Here is a 15,931-nt window from a genome sequence, read left to right as displayed (position 1 = left end):
GAGGTTTTATTTTTATTTACTCTACGAAATCAGTTTCTGATATGATAATTTTTACAATTATGTCTTGAGTAGGCGGATTAATTGTAAATTCATTAGTAGGATCTTCTCCTATTATTGAAACTTCTCCGACTTTATAGTCAATATGGAAGCTGACGGGATTGGTTTCTCTGCCATCATTGAATGCAAACGAAGCCGGTAATATTTTGTATGAAGCTTCTTTTTTAAGCTCATATGAACAGAAACATTTCCTTGATCAATATAATATTTAGTAAGTTCCGGTAGGTTTATCTTATGTATTATCCTTTTATTATTATCGGATGACCATTCATTGGGTTTAACCGTATAAATAAATGACCTGCCAGGATTAATAGCCTCTTGTGTAATATACTCCTTTGTACAAGAAGAGAATGAAACCAAGGCTGCGGTTCCAATTAAAGCTGCGAATAAAAGTCTTTTCATATCGTTTGTGTTATTTGTGACATTTTTTATTATAGGACGATAAAATAGTGCGAAAGTTTAACGTCAACCTTTTTATAACAAAAAATGCACCACAATGGTGCATTTTCTTGAAATTATTTCGAGTACAGCAAGCGATTATTTCTCAGCTGTATCTTTTGAAGACTTCGGATCTGAGCTAGAGACCTCAATATCTTTGGTTTCCGGATTGATGCTGACAGTTAAAACTGAACCTGTTTGCACATTTCCCTTGAGGATTTCTTCTGCAATTGGATCTTCCAGATATTTTTGAATTGCCCGTTTTAATGGACGTGCACCAAAATTACTGTCATAGCCTTTATCAGCAATGAAATCTTTTGCCTCTTCCGTCAGATTAATGATATAACCTAAATCTGCAATTCGTTTAAACAATGATTTCAATTCGATATCAATGATTTTGAAGATATTTTCTTTTGTCAATGAATTGAAAACGATAACATCGTCAATACGGTTCAGAAACTCTGGAGCAAAAGCTCTTTTAATGCAGTTTCAATTACTCCACGGGAGTGTGCATCTGTTTGTTGTGATTTTGCTGCTGTAGTGAAACCTACACCTTGACCAAATTCTTTCAACTGACGTGCTCCAATGTTGGAGGTCATGATGATAATTGTGTTACGGAAGTCTACCTTACGGCCCAAACTATCGGTCAGCTGACCTTCATCCAATACTTGCAGTAACAAGTTGAATACATCAGGGTGAGCTTTCTCAATCTCATCCAAAAGCACCACTGCATAAGGTTTACGGCGTACTTTTTCTGTTAACTGTCCACCTTCTTCATAACCTACATATCCCGGAGGCGCTCCGACCAAACGTGACACGGCAAATTTCTCCATGTACTCACTCATGTCAATTTGGATCAATGCGTCTTCAGTATCAAACATAAATCGAGCTAACTCTTTCGCTAATTCTGTTTTACCGACACCAGTAGGGCCTAGGAATATAAAGGAACCAATTGGTTTCTTAGGATCTTTCAGTCCGGCACGTGTCCGTTGGATGGCTTTAACCAATTTACCGACGGCATCGTCCTGACCAATGATTCTTCCTTTCATGAGTTCACCCATATTCAACAGTTTTTGGCTGTCGGATTGGCTGACACGTTGCACTGGGATACCAGTCATCATCGCCACAACTTCCGCTACATTTTCTTCGGAAACAGTGTATCGCTTAGATTTGGTTTCTTCTTCCCACGCAATCTTCTCTTTCTCCAACTCGTCGATAAGCTTTTTCTCTGTATCCCGTAGTTTAGCAGCTTCTTCGTATTTTTGACTACGAACAACCTTGTTTTTCTCCAATTTGACTTCCTCGATTTTATTCTCGATATCAATAATGGATTGTGGTACATGGATATTGTTCAAGTGTACACGTGAACCTGCTTCGTCCAATGCGTCAATCGCTTTATCTGGTAGGAAACGATCCGTAATATAACGTGTTGTCAATGACACACAGGCTTCAATCGCGTCTGGCGTATAAGTCACATTGTGGTGATCCTCATATTTCTCTTTGATACGATTCAAGATCTCTACAGTTTCATCATGTGTAGCCGGCTCGATAGTCACACGTTGGAAACGACGGTCTAAAGCACCATCTTTCTCAATATATTGACGGTATTCGTCCAGTGTAGTCGCACCGATACATTGTATTTCTCCTCTTGCCAAGGCTGGTTTAAACATATTAGAAGCGTCCAAAGAGCCCGAAGCACCACCAGCACCAACAATGGTATGGATTTCGTCAATAAACAAAATCACATCCGGTGATTTTTCCAGTTCATTCATGACCGCTTTCATGCGCTCTTCAAATTGACCCCGATATTTCGTGCCGGCAACAAGAGAGGCAAGATCTAAAGTAACCACACGCTTGTTGAACAATACACGTGATACTTTACGTTGCACGATGCGTAACGCCAATCCTTCTGCTATAGCCGATTTACCTACTCCAGGTTCACCGATCAATAACGGATTATTCTTTTTACGACGTGATAAGATCTGTGATACACGTTCGATTTCTTTTTCACGACCTACAATAGGATCCAATCTACCTTCTTCAGCAGCTTTGGTCAGATCTCGACCAAAGTTGTCCAATACAGGTGTTTTGGATTTAATATCCGAAACCTTTTTAGGTTGGATATATTGATCATCCTCAGCAAAGTCATCGTCACCGGTAGGAGAGCCTGGAGCTTCATCCTTAATGGTGGTTCTATTTTGCTCAACTTCAGATTTGAAGATGTCATAAGTCACATTATATTGCTGTAAAATCTGCGAAGCGATATTATCTTCATCCGCAAGATAGCCAATAATAGGTGCTCGGTGCCAATAATATCTGACTTGAAAATTTTCGCTTCCAAATAAGTTATTTTCAGCACTTTTTCAGCTTGTTTAGTTAACGGCATGTTGCCAATAGGTGCACGTGATACAGATGCCCCCTTCACTGCGTCCTCCACAGATTGACGTAGGGCAGTTGTGTCAATGCCTATGTTTTTAAGGATTTTGATCGCCATTCCATCGCCCTCACGAATCAGGCCGAGCAACAAATGCTCTGTGCCTATATAATCGTGACGCAATCTCAAAGCTTCCTCTCTACTGTACGATATAACATCCTTTACGCGCGGTGAAAATTTTGCTTCCATTGAATACCTTTCTGTTTTATATTAAGGATATATAAATGTAGTAAATTCTACATTTCAAACCTTAAAATTATTTTAAATAATGTCATCAACAATTAAGCCATGACCATTATACGTCCAAAATGTCAGTATAAAAGATTACATTTGTATGTTAATATAACAAGAGTTTTCCAATTTTTTTAAATTTTATGTCAGACGAGAAGATTATTTTTTTCGATGGCGGGAGTCAACAAAATCTATCCGCCTCAAAAACAAGTTCTAAAAAATATCTATTTATCTTTTTTCTATGGTGCCAAGATCGGTGTGATCGGTTTGAACGGATCCGGAAAATCTTCATTATTGAAAATTATTGCGGGTTTGGACAAATCGTATCAGGGTGAAGTCGTGTTTTCTCCAGGTTACTCTGTGGGATATTTGGCACAGGAGCCCCAATGGATCTCGAAAAGACCGTACTTGAAATTGTGCAGGAAGGTGTTGCCGAAATTACGGCAACCTTAAAAGAATACGAAGAAATCAATGAAAAATTTGGTTTGCCTGAGGTCTACGAAAATCCAGATGAAATGGATAAATTGTTGGCAAGACAAGGTGAATTACAAGATAAAATTGACGCAACAAATGCTTGGGAAATCGATTCCAAATTGGATAGAGCAATGGATGCATTACGTTGTCCAGAACCTGATGCCAAAATTGCCAATTTGTCAGGTGGTGAGCGCAGACGTGTAGCATTATGTCGCTTATTATTACAAGAACCAGATGTATTATTGCTTGATGAGCCGACCAACCACTTGGATGCAGAGTCTATTGACTGGTTAGAACAACACTTGAAACAGTATAAAGGAACTGTCATTGCCGTAACCCACGACCGTTACTTCTTGGATAACGTCGCAGGATGGATCTTAGAACTGGATCGTGGTGAGGGAATTCCTTGGAAAGGGAACTATTCTTCGTGGTTAGATCAAAAAGCTAAACGTCTGGCACAAGAAGAAAAGCAAGAAACCAAACGTCAGAAAACTTTGGAGCGTGAGTTGGAATGGGTACGTATGGCTCCAAAAGCCCGTCATGCCAAATCTAAAGCTCGTCTTCATAACTATGAAAAATTAGCTTCTGAGGAAACCAAAGAACGCGAAGAAAAATTAGAGTTGTTTATTCCTCCAGGACCACGCTTGGGTAACTCTGTTATTGAAGCAACAGATATTTCCAAGGCTTATGGTGACCGTATCTTATTTGAAAATTTAAGTTTCATGTTGCCCCGGCCGGTATCGTTGGTATTATCGGGCCAAATGGTGCAGGTAAAACAACTTTATTCCGCTTGATCACAGGTCAGGAGACACCAGATACGGGGTCGTTCAAAGTAGGCGAGACGGTCAAATTGGGTTATGTCGATCAGATGCACCATGATCTGGATCCTGAAAAATCTGTTTGGGAAAATATCACTGGTGGTAATGATAATATGATCTTAGGCAATCGCTCGGTAAATTCCAGGGCATACGTATCCAAATTCAACTTTAATGGTGCTGATCAACAAAAGAAAGTTGGCGTGCTTTCTGGTGGAGAACGTAATCGTGTCCATTTGGCGATCACATTGAAAGAAGGCTCAAATGTGCTTTTACTCGATGAGCCGACCAATGATATTGACGTTAATACATTGCGCGCGTTAGAGGAAGGTTTGGAGAATTTCGGTGGTTGTGCTGTGGTGATCTCCCACGATAGATGGTTCTTGGACCGTATCTGTACACATATTCTTGCTTTTGAAGGTGATTCTCAAGTGTACTTCTTTGAAGGTAACTATACTGAGTATGAGGAGAACCGCAAGAAACGTTTGGGGATGTGACTCCACATCGTATTAAATACAAAAAATTGGTGAAATAACGATGATCATGGAAGGCGGAAGGCTTCTGGCGGCTATAATAGACCATGCAATTGATGGTATTATCACCATTGACAACAGGGGAATGTGGAAAGCATTAACCCTGCTGCCTTAGAATTGTTCGGTTATAATGCCGAAGAAGTTATAGGACATAATGTTTCAATGTTAATGCCTGAACCTGATCGGGGTAATCATGATAATTATATCCATAATTATCAAACGACTGGCCATAAGAAAATTATTGGAATCGGTCGGGAGGTGATGGGATTAAAGAAGAATGGAAAAACATTTCCATTCCGGCTTGCGGTCAGTGAAGTCTGGCTTAAGGATAAAAATATTTTCACGGGATTTATCCATGATCTTTCACGCGAGAAGGCTGCTGAGGACATGCTAAAACAGCATGCAGCCGAATTGGAGCATAAAGTCAGTGAGCGAACCCGTGATCTAATATCGATGGTTTCGGAGCTGGAAAAAGCAAAGGCCGAGGTCTCTAAATCTTTGGAGAAAGAAATTGAACTTAACCAGCTTAAATCGCGTTTTGTTTCCATGGCTTCACATGAGTTTCGCACACCTTTAAGTTCCGTTCAATTGTCGGCTTCGTTGATCGAAAAATATGCGGATCGCCCCGATGATAAGGCGAGTATCATTAAACACACCAACAAGATCAAAGGTGCGGTGCAGCTCCTGACCAGTATTTTGAACGATTTTCTCTCATTGGAAAAATTGGAGGCGGGTATTGTAGTCATGAACAAGCAGTACATTAATTTGGTGGAACTGGCTGAGGAGATTACGGAGGAAATGCAATTGATCTGTAAGAAAAATCAGCATATTGTGTATCAACATACGGGCGAGATCGGACATTTTTCTTTGGACCAGAATCTATTGAAAAATGCTTTGGTGAATTTGATCTCCAATGCAATCAAATACTCGGGCGAAGATACATTAATTGAATTTACAACCTGTATTGATGACGATGGCTGTTCGATTTCGGTCAAAGATAACGGTATCGGTATTCCCGAAGAAGATCAGGTGCATTTGTTTGAACCTTTTTTAGAGCGCATAACACGGGGAATATTCCGGGTACGGGATTAGGGTTGAATATCGTGAAAAGATATATTGAACTTATGCAGGGTAAAATGGAGTTTGTATCGGAGGTACACAAAGGAACATCATTTAAAGTTAGTTTTGAATAGGCGTAAGCTTAACCTTAGCAGTGGAGAAAATCTGTGCTAATGAACTTATGAAATAAATGCAAGGCATTAGAGGACCCATTGAAGATAAACAGGCGAGCTCTCATCAGCCATTGAAGGATAAATAAGATGAAAAATAAAAAGACAATTCTAATTATTGAGGATAATATTGACATTAGAGAGGGGACAACAGAGATTTTGGAGTTGACAGGACGGTATGATGTTATTACAGCGGAGAATGGTCGGATAGGAGTTGATTTGGCAACCCGGCATATTCCTGATTTGATTCTCTGTGATATCATGATGCCTGAATTGGATGGTTATGGTGTACTATTTATGTTGAGCAAAATAGAAAGCACTGCAAAAATTCCTTTTATTTTCTGACGGCCAAAGCCGAACGTGCAGATATGCGCAAGGCAATGGAGATGGGGGCTGATGATTACCTGACCAAACCTTTTGACGACGTGGAACTGATGAATGCGATTGAGGTTCGTTTAAAAAAGCACGAGCAGTTATCCGCTGATACGCCCGAAGACGCTGATCTAAATCTGAGTGAAGAGGAGCAGGTTTTATTGCTACAGGAATTGCTCGCCAACTCGCGGGTGAAAACGCTAAAGAAGAAACAGTCAATCTTTGAGAAAGACGATTCACCTACTTATGTCTATTATGTCAAATCGGGGCAGATCCGAAGCTTTAAATCATACAAAGATGGACGCGAGTTGTCAACCGGAATTTATATCGAAGGAAATTATTTTGGTTACGCTTCGGTGTTGTTGAATGAGAACTATGAAGATTATGCAGAGGCTGTTGAACCGAGCGAGGTTATTTTAATCCCGAAAGACGCCTTTTGGAACTTTTGTGGAAAAAGCCAGCTATAGCAAGTAAGTTTATCAAATTGCTTTCTGTTGACCTTCGTGAAAAAGAAGAACAACTGTTGGGTTTTGCCTATCATTCTGTCCGTAAACGTGTGGCCAATGCGCTGATCAGTGTAGCCGAAAAAGTGGAATTAATATCAATGAGGTCAATGCCTGTACAATTGATATCACCAGAGATGGAATTGCTTCGATAGCCGGTACGGCAAATGAAACTGTTTCACGTATGCTTTCTGATTTTAAGGAGGAAAAACTGATCTCGAAGGAAAAAGGAAAGATTTTCATCAATTCTATCAAAAACTTGAGGGATGTAAAACAGTAACAAGTAAATATTGCGTGAGCTTTGGGGCTTACGGTTTATAAATATCAATACAAAAAGGGTGTGTCTGAATTCTTCGGATACACCCTTTTTGTGTAATTGTGATATATATCATTATCAGGCATGGTCTTGTATCATGTTTTTGGGCTGAGCTATGAGCTAATTTTGTTTTTAGGATAAACTTATACGTGGTTGATTGTAGAATTCAAAATGAAAGTAGTTGTATATAATGTGAGGTCATTTGAAAAGGAGTTTTGGGCATTAGCTAATGCAAAACAGCATGATCTCACCTTGATTTCAAACGGATTAAATGCCGAAACTCAAAATTATGCGCGCGGAAAGGATGCGATTGTCATCTCAGGAGGAGATATTTTGGATGATAAAATGCTACTTAATTTGAAGGAATTGGGATCAATAAGATCATGACTAGGAGTAAAGAAACATCCCATATCGATTTGGTGAAGGCAGGCGCTTTAAGTATTCAGATTGCGAATGCACCTTTTGAGGATCAAAGCCCAAAAGGACTGGCAGAACAGACTGTTCGGAATCTCAATCTCTGGGGATGGAAAAATGTGTTGGTAAAGCATGTTGTTGTTTAAATGACTGTGCAAAAATAATTTTCAATGAGTACACAAGACAGGACTATGGCGGAGCTGGTGCAGAAATATAATATTGCAGCACCACGGTACACCAGTTATCCAACTGTCCCATTTTGGGATGAGAAAACATTTTCTATTGATGCTTGGATGGATCAGGTATACCGTACTTTCAAACAGTCAAAGGATAGGGGATTAAGTCTGTATATACATCTTCCATTTTGCGAAAGCCTATGCACCTACTGTGGCTGTAATACGCGTATCACAAAAAATCATCAGGTTGAACTGCCTTACATTGCTGCTCTTCTAAAGGAGTGGGAGATGTATCTGGCTGTTTTCAAAGGTGAGAGGCCGCTCGTGTCAGAAATACATTTGGGTGGCGGTACACCGACATTTTTTCAACCCGAGAACCTGAAATTGTTGATAGAGGGATCCTTGAACATGTCGATGTTACAGCAGATCGCTCTTTTTCATTTGAAGCGCACCCTGCTAATACCACAACCGAACACTTACAGATTCTTTTCGACCTAGGCTTCCGTCGTCTCAGCTTAGGGATACAGGATTTTGATCCTTTGGTGCAGTTTATGATCAATAGACAGCAGACCTTTGAAGAAGTGGAAGCGGTGATGCTGAATGCCAGAGAGATCGGTTTTGAATCTATTAATTTTGATTTAATCTACGGATTGCCGAAGCAGACCCAAGCATCTGTACAGGATACCATTGAAAAATCCATGCTGCTCAAGCCAGATCGGATATCTTTTTATAGCTATGCCCATGTGCCCTGGTTGAAACCCGGGCAGCGGCATTATACGGAGGCGGATCTGCCAAAGGGTACTGCCAAACTAGCACTTTACAATCTTGGAAAAAAGCTGATCCTGGCACAAGGCTACGCGGATATCGGGATGGACCATTTTGCAAAAAAGAGGATGAACTTTATTTGGCCTTCCAAGAGGAACGCTTGCACCGAAATTTTATGGGGTATGCGGATCGGTTTAACCCCTATTAATTGGGATTGGTGTGTCCTCAATCAGCGATGCTTGGGGTGGTTTTGCACAAAATGTAAAAACAGTTGAAGAATATCACAAGCTGATCGCATCAGGTGTATTGCCTGTCGTGAAAGGACATATACTTAATGCAGAGGATCTGGTCATAAGACGTTATATCCTTGATATGATGTGTAAAGGTAAAGTACAATTGGATCCCACATCGGATTTAACTGCTCAGATCAAAGAAGAATTGTCAACATTAGTCCAGGATGGCTTAGTCAGTATAGAAGGAGATCTGATTCGGTGCACTGCGATCGGACGTTCATTTCTACGGAATATCTGTATGGCCTTTGATCAACGTTTTTTGAAGCTGCGTACAAAAATGCAGTTATTTAGTGAAGCAATTTAATTGGGATATGGCGGTAACAAAGGAAAAAGTACAACAAATCGAGAAATGCTACCACTGTGGAGACAAAATCGATGAAACAGGTTACCATCTCGATGATCATGATTTTTGCTGCCTTGGATGCCAAACGGTCTATCAGGTTTTGCACAATGGGGGATGCAACAATACTACCGTTATAATCAGTATCCTGGGAAATCCAATAAAGAAAAACAAGCAGATTTTTCGTATTTAGATGAGCCACAGATTGCGGCTAAATTAGTCGATTTTAAGGATGATAAGATAACTATCATTACCTTTTATATTCCTGCTATCCATTGTAGCTCATGTATTTGGCTGTTAGAAAATCTCTATAGGCTAAATCCAAATGTGCTACAGTCCCGTGTGGACTTTATGAAAAAACAAGCAAGCATTACTTTTAATCACACTTTACTTCCGCTCAAAGATTTAGTATATCTATTAGCTAATATCGGTTACGATCCCAAAATTACGCTGCAGGATGTTGTTAAAGAGGGAATAAGAATAACCTGAATCCCTTGGTTGCCAAGATTGCAGTAGCTGGATTCTGTTTCGGAAATTCGATGTTATTTAGTTTTCCGGACTACTTTGGTATGGGAGCATTTGAAAAGGAGTATGCAAGTTTTTTCGGTTATATCAATTTAGCTTTTGGATTGCCAGTTTTGTTGTATTGTGCTTCAGACTACTTTAAGTCCGCTTATTTCAGTTTGAAACAAAAAGGTTGAATCTGGACGTCCCTTTGGCCTTGGGTATTTTGGTTCTGTTTTTACGTTCGGCCTTCGAAGTAATAACGCAGACTGGAGCTGGTTTTACAGATACCTTATGTAGTTTGGTCTTCTTTATTCTGATCGGAAAATGGGTGCAACAGCGGACCTATTACCATATTTCTTTTGAAAGGGATTACCGGAGCTATTTTCCCGTTGCGGTAACTGTACTTACTGAAGAAGGGGACAAACCTGTGCAATTGGCCGATGTTCATATCGGTGACCGTATCCTTGTTCGTAACAATGAGATTATCCCGGCGGATGCCATATTATTAAAAGGTGACGCAGCGATTGACTTTAGTTTTGTGACCGGAGAATCGAGCCCTGTGAGTAGAACCTTAGGGGAAATTATTTACGCTGGGGGCGTCAGACTGGTGAGGCAATCGAATTGGAAGTCATAAAGCCGATTTCACAGTCGTATCTGACCAAATTATGGAATAATGAAAACTATAAAGATTACGATAAGCACTTTCAGACTTTTGTGAACTTTATAAGTAAATATTTTACTGTTGTTTTATTGGCGATCGCTTTTTTGCAGCGCTGTATTGGGCTGTGGACGGTAGCGCCAATAGGGCCTGGGGAGCTTTTACGGCAGTGCTGATTATCGCATGTCCTTGTGCATTGGCGTTGAGCTCTCCATTTACCCTGTCTGCGGCATTAAGTATTTTCGATAGAAACAAATTCTATGTCAAAAATACAGCGGCAATCGAACAGATGGCAACAATAGATACACTCGTTTTCGATAAAACCGGGACTATTTCGTCGCCTAAAGCAACCTCAATTTATTTTGAGGAACACTTAGCACAAATGAAAGAAAATTGGTCAATGCGGTATGTCGAAATTCTAGCCATCCATTGAGCCGAGAGATTGTGAAATGGCTGGATGTGTGCTCAGATATCCCAGTACGAAATTTTAAAGAGTTTCCGGGAAAGGGGATGGAGGCAGTAATTGAAGGCCTAGTCGTCAGAATTGGTAGCGCTAATTTTTTGAACATAGGAAATATCAAGACTGACGGATCTGTCGTATTCATACGTATCGGTGATGAGCTGAAAGGATATTTCACCATGGAACAGGCATGGAGAGCTGGTCTGTCGGCATTGATCGAAGATTTCAGACCTCATTACGACCTGCATCTGATATCGGGAGATAATGACCGACGCCTGGATGCGTTAAAATTGATTTTTCCTTCGGAAGCATGCTTGATGTTTAACCAATCACCAATGGAAAAATTGGGGCGCATTCAGCAATTTCAACAAGAAGGAAAACATGTCTGTATGATCGGGGATGGATTGAATGATGCCGGAGCATTGCGTAAAGCAGATTTAGGGATTGCTGTCAGTGATGATATCAATAACTTTTCACCTGGATGTGATGCTATTTTAGACGGCGAATCATTTTCAAAATTATCGGATTTATTTGCTTTCAGCAAAGATGCTGTAAAGGTAATCCATATGAGCTTTGGGATATCATTGCTCTATAATATAATCGGGTTAAGTTTTGCTATTCAGGGAATTATGTCGCCCTTGTTTGCGGCAATCTTGATGCCGATAAGTACAGTTACAATTATCTCATTTACCAGCTTAATGACAAGATGGTATGCAAAACGTCATAAACTATAGTTGTTATGGAAATCATGTATATTCTGATCGGTTGTAGTGTCTTATTAGCGTTGGTGTTTTTATGTGCTTTCTTTTGGGCGAATAAGTCAGGGCAGCATGATGATACCTATACCCCCTCAGTAAGAATTCTGTTTGATGATGAAACAACGGAAGAAGTGGAAAAATAAATTGAAATAACTAAAACGTTATCGTAATTAAATTAATTACTTTTTTTTGTAATTAAGGTTATTATCAATAAAATTGGGGATAAATACCAATTTGAAATAGAAATACATGAGTAATAATCCATTTTCATTAAAAGATAAGGTTGTCGTGATCACAGGTGGTACGGGGATTCTTGGTGAGGCATTTGTGGAAGCGTTGGCTGAGGCAGAGGCAAAAGTTGCTATTCTTGGGCGTAACGAGCAGATCGGAAAGGAACGTGTACAGCAAGTTGAATCTCTCGGAGGGGAGGCCATATTTGTAGAGGTTGATATCATGGACGAACAGGATGTCAGTAGAGCAAAGGATGAAATTCTTGATAAATGGGGGCGAATAGACGCTCTTGTGAATGCTGTTGGCGGAAATATTCCGGGCGCGACAATAGGAGCTGACCAAGATCTATTTGCTAGTAACATTCAAGATACGATTAAAGCGATCGAACTAAACCTCTATGGAACCATTATCCCAACACATATTATTGGTCGCGTAATTGCAGAAAGCGGAAAAGGAGCCATCGTAAATATCTCCTCCTTGACAGCAAGCAGACCTTTCACACGGGTATTGGGATATACAGTTGCCAAACACGGTATTGATGGTTATACAAAATGGATGGCAACGGAACTTGCACAGCGTTATGGTGATCAAGTTCGCGTCAATGCAATTGCTCCAGGTGTCTTCCTGACCAAACAAAACAAAAATCTATTGATAAATCCAGATGGTAGTTATAGCGAACGTACCAAGCGGATACTTAGCGGAACACCTTATAACCGATTGGGAGATCCACGGGAATTGAAAGGAACTTTAATTTATCTATTGAGCGATGCCTCGGCTTTTGTAACTGGTGAGACAGTCTTTGTAGATGGTGGTTTTAATGCATGGTGTGGTGTTTAACGAAATTTTGAGATGAATAAATTAGAACAAACATGGCGTTGGTATGGTCCCAACGATCCAGTATCCTTGCAGGATGTTAAACAGGCAGGCGCGACGGGTATCGTTACAGCGCTGCATCATATTCCTCATGGTGAGGTTTGGCCTCTTGCCGATATTCAGGAACGAAAACGTATTATTGAAGATGCGGGTTTGGTTTGGTCAGTGGTAGAGAGTGTAACGGTTCATGAAGAAATTAAAACAAAAGGACCTCGAGTTGATGAATATATCGCCAAGTATAACCAGACATTAGCTAATCTTGCGGAATGCGGTATTAAAACAGTCTGTTACAATTTTATGCCTGTGCTGGATTGGACCAGAACGCAATTGGATCTGGTGATGGCAGATGGCTCAAAGGCCCTTTATTTTGACTGGATTGACCTTGCGCTTTTTGATATCTTTATTTTAAAACGAGCTGATGCTGAAAAGGACTATTCAGAAAATATTGTCAAAAGAGCAACAGCGCGCTTCGGGAAATCTCCGAGCAACAAAAAGATAGCTTGGCCAATGTTGTTCTGATGGGGATTCCGGGAGAAAAAATGTGGAATTGGATGCATTAAAAGCCAGTATTGATACCTATAAACATATTGGAAGGGATGGCTTGCGTAGAAATCTGGTCTACTTTCTAAACGGAATTGCTGCGGTATGTGAAGCAAACGGTATCTGTATGACGATCCATCCTGATGATCCACCATATCCGATTTTGGGTTTGCCACGTATTGCTAGCAATGGTGAAGATCTTGGCTATATCTTGCGTGAAGTTCCGCAACAATTCAATGGTATCTGTTTTTGTACAGGTTCTTTAGGAGCTAGCCAGACCAATGATTTGCCAGCAATATTAGAGCAGGTAAAGGCGCGGGTAAACTTTGTCCATTTGCGTAATGTCAAGAAAGATACTATTGGTAGTTTCTATGAAGCAGACCATTTGGATGGGGATGTGAATATGCATAAAATTATGCAAATTTTGGTTACCGAAAACCAGTTGCGATCTACTGCTATTCCTTTTAGACCTGATCACGGACATCAGATGCTGGACGATCTTAACAAGGTGACAAACCCTGGTTATTCTGCTATTGGCCGATTAAGAGGTTTAGCTGAATTGCGGGGACTGGAATATGGAATTGCTGGTGAGTAGTCTACGATAATAATCATACTGATTACTTTCGCTGATGACAAGGTTATAGTATAAAAAAACAGTCGGAGATAATAGCTTAAGCTATTATCTCCGACTGTTTTTTTGTTATTTTCTCTCGATGTAAAAGGGAAGGGGTTATAACGAAGATTTTCTTACGACAAGTTGTGTCGGAAGTTCTATGGTTTCAAATTCGTGAATCGGTCTTGTCTGATTGATGGTATCAATCAGTTTTTTTGTTGCTATTTCACCGATTTCAGTTGCAGGTTGTACGACAGTTGACAGTGCAGGGTTTAATGAAGCTGCAATTTGTGTATTGGAAAATCCAATGACGGCAACCTCCGTCGGAACTTCAATCCTAAGTTCTGCTAAAATGCCTAATGTTCTTGTCGTGATGACATCCGTTGCACCGAAAATTGCATCGATATTTTTATGGTCAATATACTCTTTGATTATAATTTCTCTTATACTCTTGTCTAAATCAATTGTGCTGTTAAAGCTACATTCGATGTAATGCTTTTCATTAAAAGGTATGGCTGCATCAGAGAGAGCTGCTTTAAAACCACTTAAACGTTCTTCGGCAACCCCTAGGTTTTTTCCTGTGATATGTAATATATTCCGTTTTCCTTGTTGAATAAGGTGTTGGGTTGCATTGTATGCTCCTTGAAAATTATTGACTCCGACTTTGAATGTGTCTAATTTGTGATTGATGCGGTCAAAGATAACAACAGGTATTTTAGCTTTAATGAGGTCTTTAAGCTCCTCAATATTTGACCCAGAAGATACAGGGGCTATCATTAGCCCATCTATGCCTCGCATTCTTAAAACATCTATACAATTCTTTTCTACACGTTCATCCTCTCTACTTTGCATAAAGATAACATCGTAGATGGTTTGCTGGGAAGCGATCTGAATTCCATCGAGAATCTGAGATACGAATGTATTACTGATATTGGAAACAATGACTCCAATGGTATTTGATTTCCCGATTTTTAAACTTCGTGCCAACTTATTGGGGTGGAAATTGTGCTTTTTAGCGTACTCCTGAACCGTTTTTTTAGTTGCTTCACTGATTTCGTAGCTGTCTGATAGTGCTTTGGAAACTGTCGAAACAGAAATATTGAGTTCTAAGGCTATATCTTTCAGGGTAGTTCTGCTCATCACTTTGGAGATTGTTATAAGAAGATAAATCTACATAAAAAAAAAAGACAAACCACTTGTTTTTGATAATTATCAAGGGTTTGTGTTGTAACAATAATATAGTCTGGTTTATCGTATTTTTATGTTTAACAAATGCAGTTTTTTGAATGCTTTTACTTCAAAAAACTGCGTTTCCAGTCAGTGAGTCCGAGTGTTTGGCCTATTTTGGTTTTTTTTTTTTTTTTGCTGTGATTCGGGAGCTGTTCGGGACCGAATCGGGCTTTAAACGAGTGTGAGTGCAGATGCTGGTAGGGTTTGACCGGATTGCTACCGCTGTTCTAGCGTGTTAGACTCGGACTCAGCACGGACTCAACATGGAGACACTACGGACAGATAGCAAAGCTGTCCCGACGGAGGTAGGTCACAGTCCCGAGGTTTATCTCTTGTGTTGCCACTAGAGTCGGGAGGGTGAGAACTGCTGGATATGATATATGACCACGCTAGTCCCATAGTTGGGTTTTGATCGGAGGCAAGACCGGTTTAAGAGGAAGGGAAGAGGGGGCGGCACCCACTGAGTTATTCCCTCTGGCTTAAAATGGCAGGGGTTCCATATGGAAGTGAGCACTGCGGATCCCTTTTCCCTTGAGACATCCGTTTCTATCCATTCTGTGGTCCAGGGTATCCACACTTGCGGCCCATCTCCGGCCTTTGCGCCGTGAGTTTGTGCTCAGGAGCTGTTTCCCTGCGGTCGATCCGCGCGTACTTGGCCTTTTTCGGTTGCG

At 40.4% G+C, this 15,931-nt stretch carries 18 protein-coding genes and 5 pseudogenes; 20 read left to right on the top strand and 3 right to left on the bottom strand.

What is annotated here, in order from left to right:
* Positions 1-111: 111 nt before the first annotated feature.
* Positions 112-459: a hypothetical protein gene (locus KUH03_RS06735; RefSeq protein WP_257092114.1), complete on the bottom strand. Its 348-nt coding sequence runs from the start codon at positions 457-459 to the stop codon at positions 112-114.
* Between the two features lie 135 nt (positions 460-594).
* Positions 595-3,118, bottom strand: a pseudogene (locus KUH03_RS06730) (ATP-dependent Clp protease ATP-binding subunit).
* Between the two features lie 185 nt (positions 3,119-3,303).
* Between KUH03_RS06730 and ettA the strand changes: the two are divergent.
* From ettA to uxuA, 20 genes and pseudogenes are all read left to right on the top strand, one after another.
* Positions 3,304-4,984 (top strand): annotated as a pseudogene (gene ettA, locus KUH03_RS45490) (energy-dependent translational throttle protein EttA).
* Positions 4,985-4,992: 8 nt separating this feature from the next.
* Positions 4,993-6,175 (top strand): annotated as a pseudogene (locus KUH03_RS06710) (PAS domain S-box protein).
* Positions 6,176-6,301: 126 nt separating this feature from the next.
* Positions 6,302-6,556 carry a response regulator gene (locus KUH03_RS06705; RefSeq protein WP_257092112.1) on the top strand — a complete coding sequence of 85 codons (255 nt, stop codon included), beginning with the start codon at positions 6,302-6,304 and terminating at the stop codon, positions 6,554-6,556.
* Positions 6,557-6,579: 23 nt separating this feature from the next.
* Positions 6,580-7,050, top strand: coding sequence for a Crp/Fnr family transcriptional regulator (locus KUH03_RS06700; protein ID WP_257092111.1), 471 nt, complete (start codon positions 6,580-6,582; stop codon positions 7,048-7,050).
* Positions 7,029-7,241 (top strand): hypothetical protein, encoded by a 213-nt coding sequence (locus KUH03_RS06695; RefSeq protein ID WP_257092110.1) that lies wholly within the window; start codon positions 7,029-7,031, stop codon positions 7,239-7,241. The genes KUH03_RS06700 and KUH03_RS06695 overlap by 22 nt, the downstream gene beginning before the upstream one ends.
* Positions 7,178-7,366, top strand: coding sequence for a helix-turn-helix domain-containing protein (locus KUH03_RS06690; RefSeq protein ID WP_306429707.1), 189 nt, complete (start codon positions 7,178-7,180; stop codon positions 7,364-7,366). The genes KUH03_RS06695 and KUH03_RS06690 overlap by 64 nt, the downstream gene beginning before the upstream one ends.
* Before the next feature lie 207 nt (positions 7,367-7,573).
* On the top strand, positions 7,574-7,789 hold the full coding sequence (locus KUH03_RS06685) for a hypothetical protein (RefSeq protein ID WP_257092109.1): 216 nt from the start codon (positions 7,574-7,576) through the stop codon (positions 7,787-7,789).
* A complete protein-coding gene (locus tag KUH03_RS06680; RefSeq protein WP_257092108.1) occupies positions 7,786-7,962 on the top strand; it encodes a hypothetical protein in 177 nt (58 codons plus the stop codon). The genes KUH03_RS06685 and KUH03_RS06680 overlap by 4 nt, the downstream gene beginning before the upstream one ends.
* Before the next feature lie 24 nt (positions 7,963-7,986).
* Entirely contained in the window at positions 7,987-8,490 is a 504-nt protein-coding gene (locus KUH03_RS45485) for a hypothetical protein (RefSeq protein ID WP_306429496.1), read from the top strand.
* On the top strand, positions 8,376-9,032 hold the full coding sequence (locus KUH03_RS45480) for a radical SAM protein (RefSeq protein WP_306429706.1): 657 nt from the start codon (positions 8,376-8,378) through the stop codon (positions 9,030-9,032). Before KUH03_RS45485 ends, KUH03_RS45480 begins: the two co-directional genes overlap by 115 nt.
* The gene (locus tag KUH03_RS45475) at positions 8,977-9,354 is read left to right on the top strand and encodes a hypothetical protein (protein ID WP_306429495.1); all 378 of its coding nucleotides are present in this window, start codon (positions 8,977-8,979) and stop codon (positions 9,352-9,354) included. The genes KUH03_RS45480 and KUH03_RS45475 overlap by 56 nt, the downstream gene beginning before the upstream one ends.
* Positions 9,355-9,361: 7 nt before the next feature.
* A pseudogene (locus KUH03_RS45470) lies at positions 9,362-9,457 on the top strand (hypothetical protein); the annotation flags it as partial.
* A 14-nt stretch (positions 9,458-9,471) separates the two neighbouring features.
* Positions 9,472-9,879 carry a cation transporter gene (locus KUH03_RS45465; RefSeq protein ID WP_306429938.1) on the top strand — a complete coding sequence of 136 codons (408 nt, stop codon included), beginning with the start codon at positions 9,472-9,474 and terminating at the stop codon, positions 9,877-9,879.
* A 5-nt stretch (positions 9,880-9,884) separates the two neighbouring features.
* A complete protein-coding gene (locus KUH03_RS45460; RefSeq protein WP_306429494.1) occupies positions 9,885-10,091 on the top strand; it encodes a hypothetical protein in 207 nt (68 codons plus the stop codon).
* Complete coding sequence (locus KUH03_RS45455; RefSeq protein WP_306429493.1) at positions 10,088-10,531, top strand: hypothetical protein; 444 nt, start codon at positions 10,088-10,090, stop codon at positions 10,529-10,531. The genes KUH03_RS45460 and KUH03_RS45455 overlap by 4 nt, the downstream gene beginning before the upstream one ends.
* Before the next feature lie 151 nt (positions 10,532-10,682).
* A complete protein-coding gene (locus tag KUH03_RS45450) occupies positions 10,683-10,988 on the top strand; it encodes a hypothetical protein (RefSeq protein ID WP_306429492.1) in 306 nt (101 codons plus the stop codon).
* Positions 10,949-11,749 (top strand): HAD-IC family P-type ATPase, encoded by an 801-nt coding sequence (locus KUH03_RS45445; protein WP_306429491.1) that lies wholly within the window; start codon positions 10,949-10,951, stop codon positions 11,747-11,749. The genes KUH03_RS45450 and KUH03_RS45445 overlap by 40 nt, the downstream gene beginning before the upstream one ends.
* A 5-nt stretch (positions 11,750-11,754) precedes the next feature.
* Complete coding sequence (ccoS, locus tag KUH03_RS06665; protein ID WP_120259988.1) at positions 11,755-11,916, top strand: cbb3-type cytochrome oxidase assembly protein CcoS; 162 nt, start codon at positions 11,755-11,757, stop codon at positions 11,914-11,916.
* 106 nt (positions 11,917-12,022) lie between these two features.
* Positions 12,023-12,841, top strand: a complete 819-nt coding sequence (locus KUH03_RS06660; protein ID WP_120259989.1) for an SDR family oxidoreductase — start codon at positions 12,023-12,025, stop codon at positions 12,839-12,841.
* A 12-nt stretch (positions 12,842-12,853) separates the two neighbouring features.
* A pseudogene (gene uxuA, locus KUH03_RS48220) lies at positions 12,854-14,012 on the top strand (mannonate dehydratase).
* A 135-nt stretch (positions 14,013-14,147) separates the two neighbouring features.
* Here the strand turns inward: uxuA and KUH03_RS06650 are convergent.
* The gene (locus tag KUH03_RS06650; RefSeq protein ID WP_257092107.1) at positions 14,148-15,170 is read right to left on the bottom strand and encodes a LacI family DNA-binding transcriptional regulator; all 1,023 of its coding nucleotides are present in this window, start codon (positions 15,168-15,170) and stop codon (positions 14,148-14,150) included.
* Positions 15,171-15,931: the final 761 nt, after the last annotated feature.

This window comes from Sphingobacterium sp. E70 (assembly GCF_019285695.1).
GTDB classification, from domain to species: Bacteria; Bacteroidota; Bacteroidia; order Sphingobacteriales; family Sphingobacteriaceae; genus Sphingobacterium; species Sphingobacterium detergens.
The sequence above is the reverse complement of the archived record's forward strand: the minus strand, read 5'-3'. Positions and strand labels throughout refer to the sequence as shown.

Excerpts from the sequence above, each read along its gene's own strand:
- KUH03_RS06735 (WP_257092114.1), bottom strand. The coding sequence starts at position 459 with ATGAAAAGACTTTTATTCGCAGCTTTAATTGGAACCGCAGCCTTGGTT.
- KUH03_RS06705 (WP_257092112.1), top strand. The coding sequence starts at position 6,302 with ATGAAAAATAAAAAGACAATTCTAATTATTGAGGATAATATTGACATT.
- KUH03_RS06700 (WP_257092111.1), top strand. The coding sequence starts at position 6,580 with ATGCGCAAGGCAATGGAGATGGGGGCTGATGATTACCTGACCAAACCT.
- KUH03_RS06685 (WP_257092109.1), top strand. The coding sequence starts at position 7,574 with ATGAAAGTAGTTGTATATAATGTGAGGTCATTTGAAAAGGAGTTTTGG.
- KUH03_RS06680 (WP_257092108.1), top strand. The coding sequence starts at position 7,786 with ATGACTAGGAGTAAAGAAACATCCCATATCGATTTGGTGAAGGCAGGC.
- KUH03_RS45485 (WP_306429496.1), top strand. The coding sequence starts at position 7,987 with ATGAGTACACAAGACAGGACTATGGCGGAGCTGGTGCAGAAATATAAT.
- KUH03_RS45465 (WP_306429938.1), top strand. The coding sequence starts at position 9,472 with ATGCCAAACGGTCTATCAGGTTTTGCACAATGGGGGATGCAACAATAC.
- ccoS (WP_120259988.1), top strand. The coding sequence starts at position 11,755 with ATGGAAATCATGTATATTCTGATCGGTTGTAGTGTCTTATTAGCGTTG.
- KUH03_RS06660 (WP_120259989.1), top strand. The coding sequence starts at position 12,023 with ATGAGTAATAATCCATTTTCATTAAAAGATAAGGTTGTCGTGATCACA.
- KUH03_RS06650 (WP_257092107.1), bottom strand. The coding sequence starts at position 15,170 with ATGAGCAGAACTACCCTGAAAGATATAGCCTTAGAACTCAATATTTCT.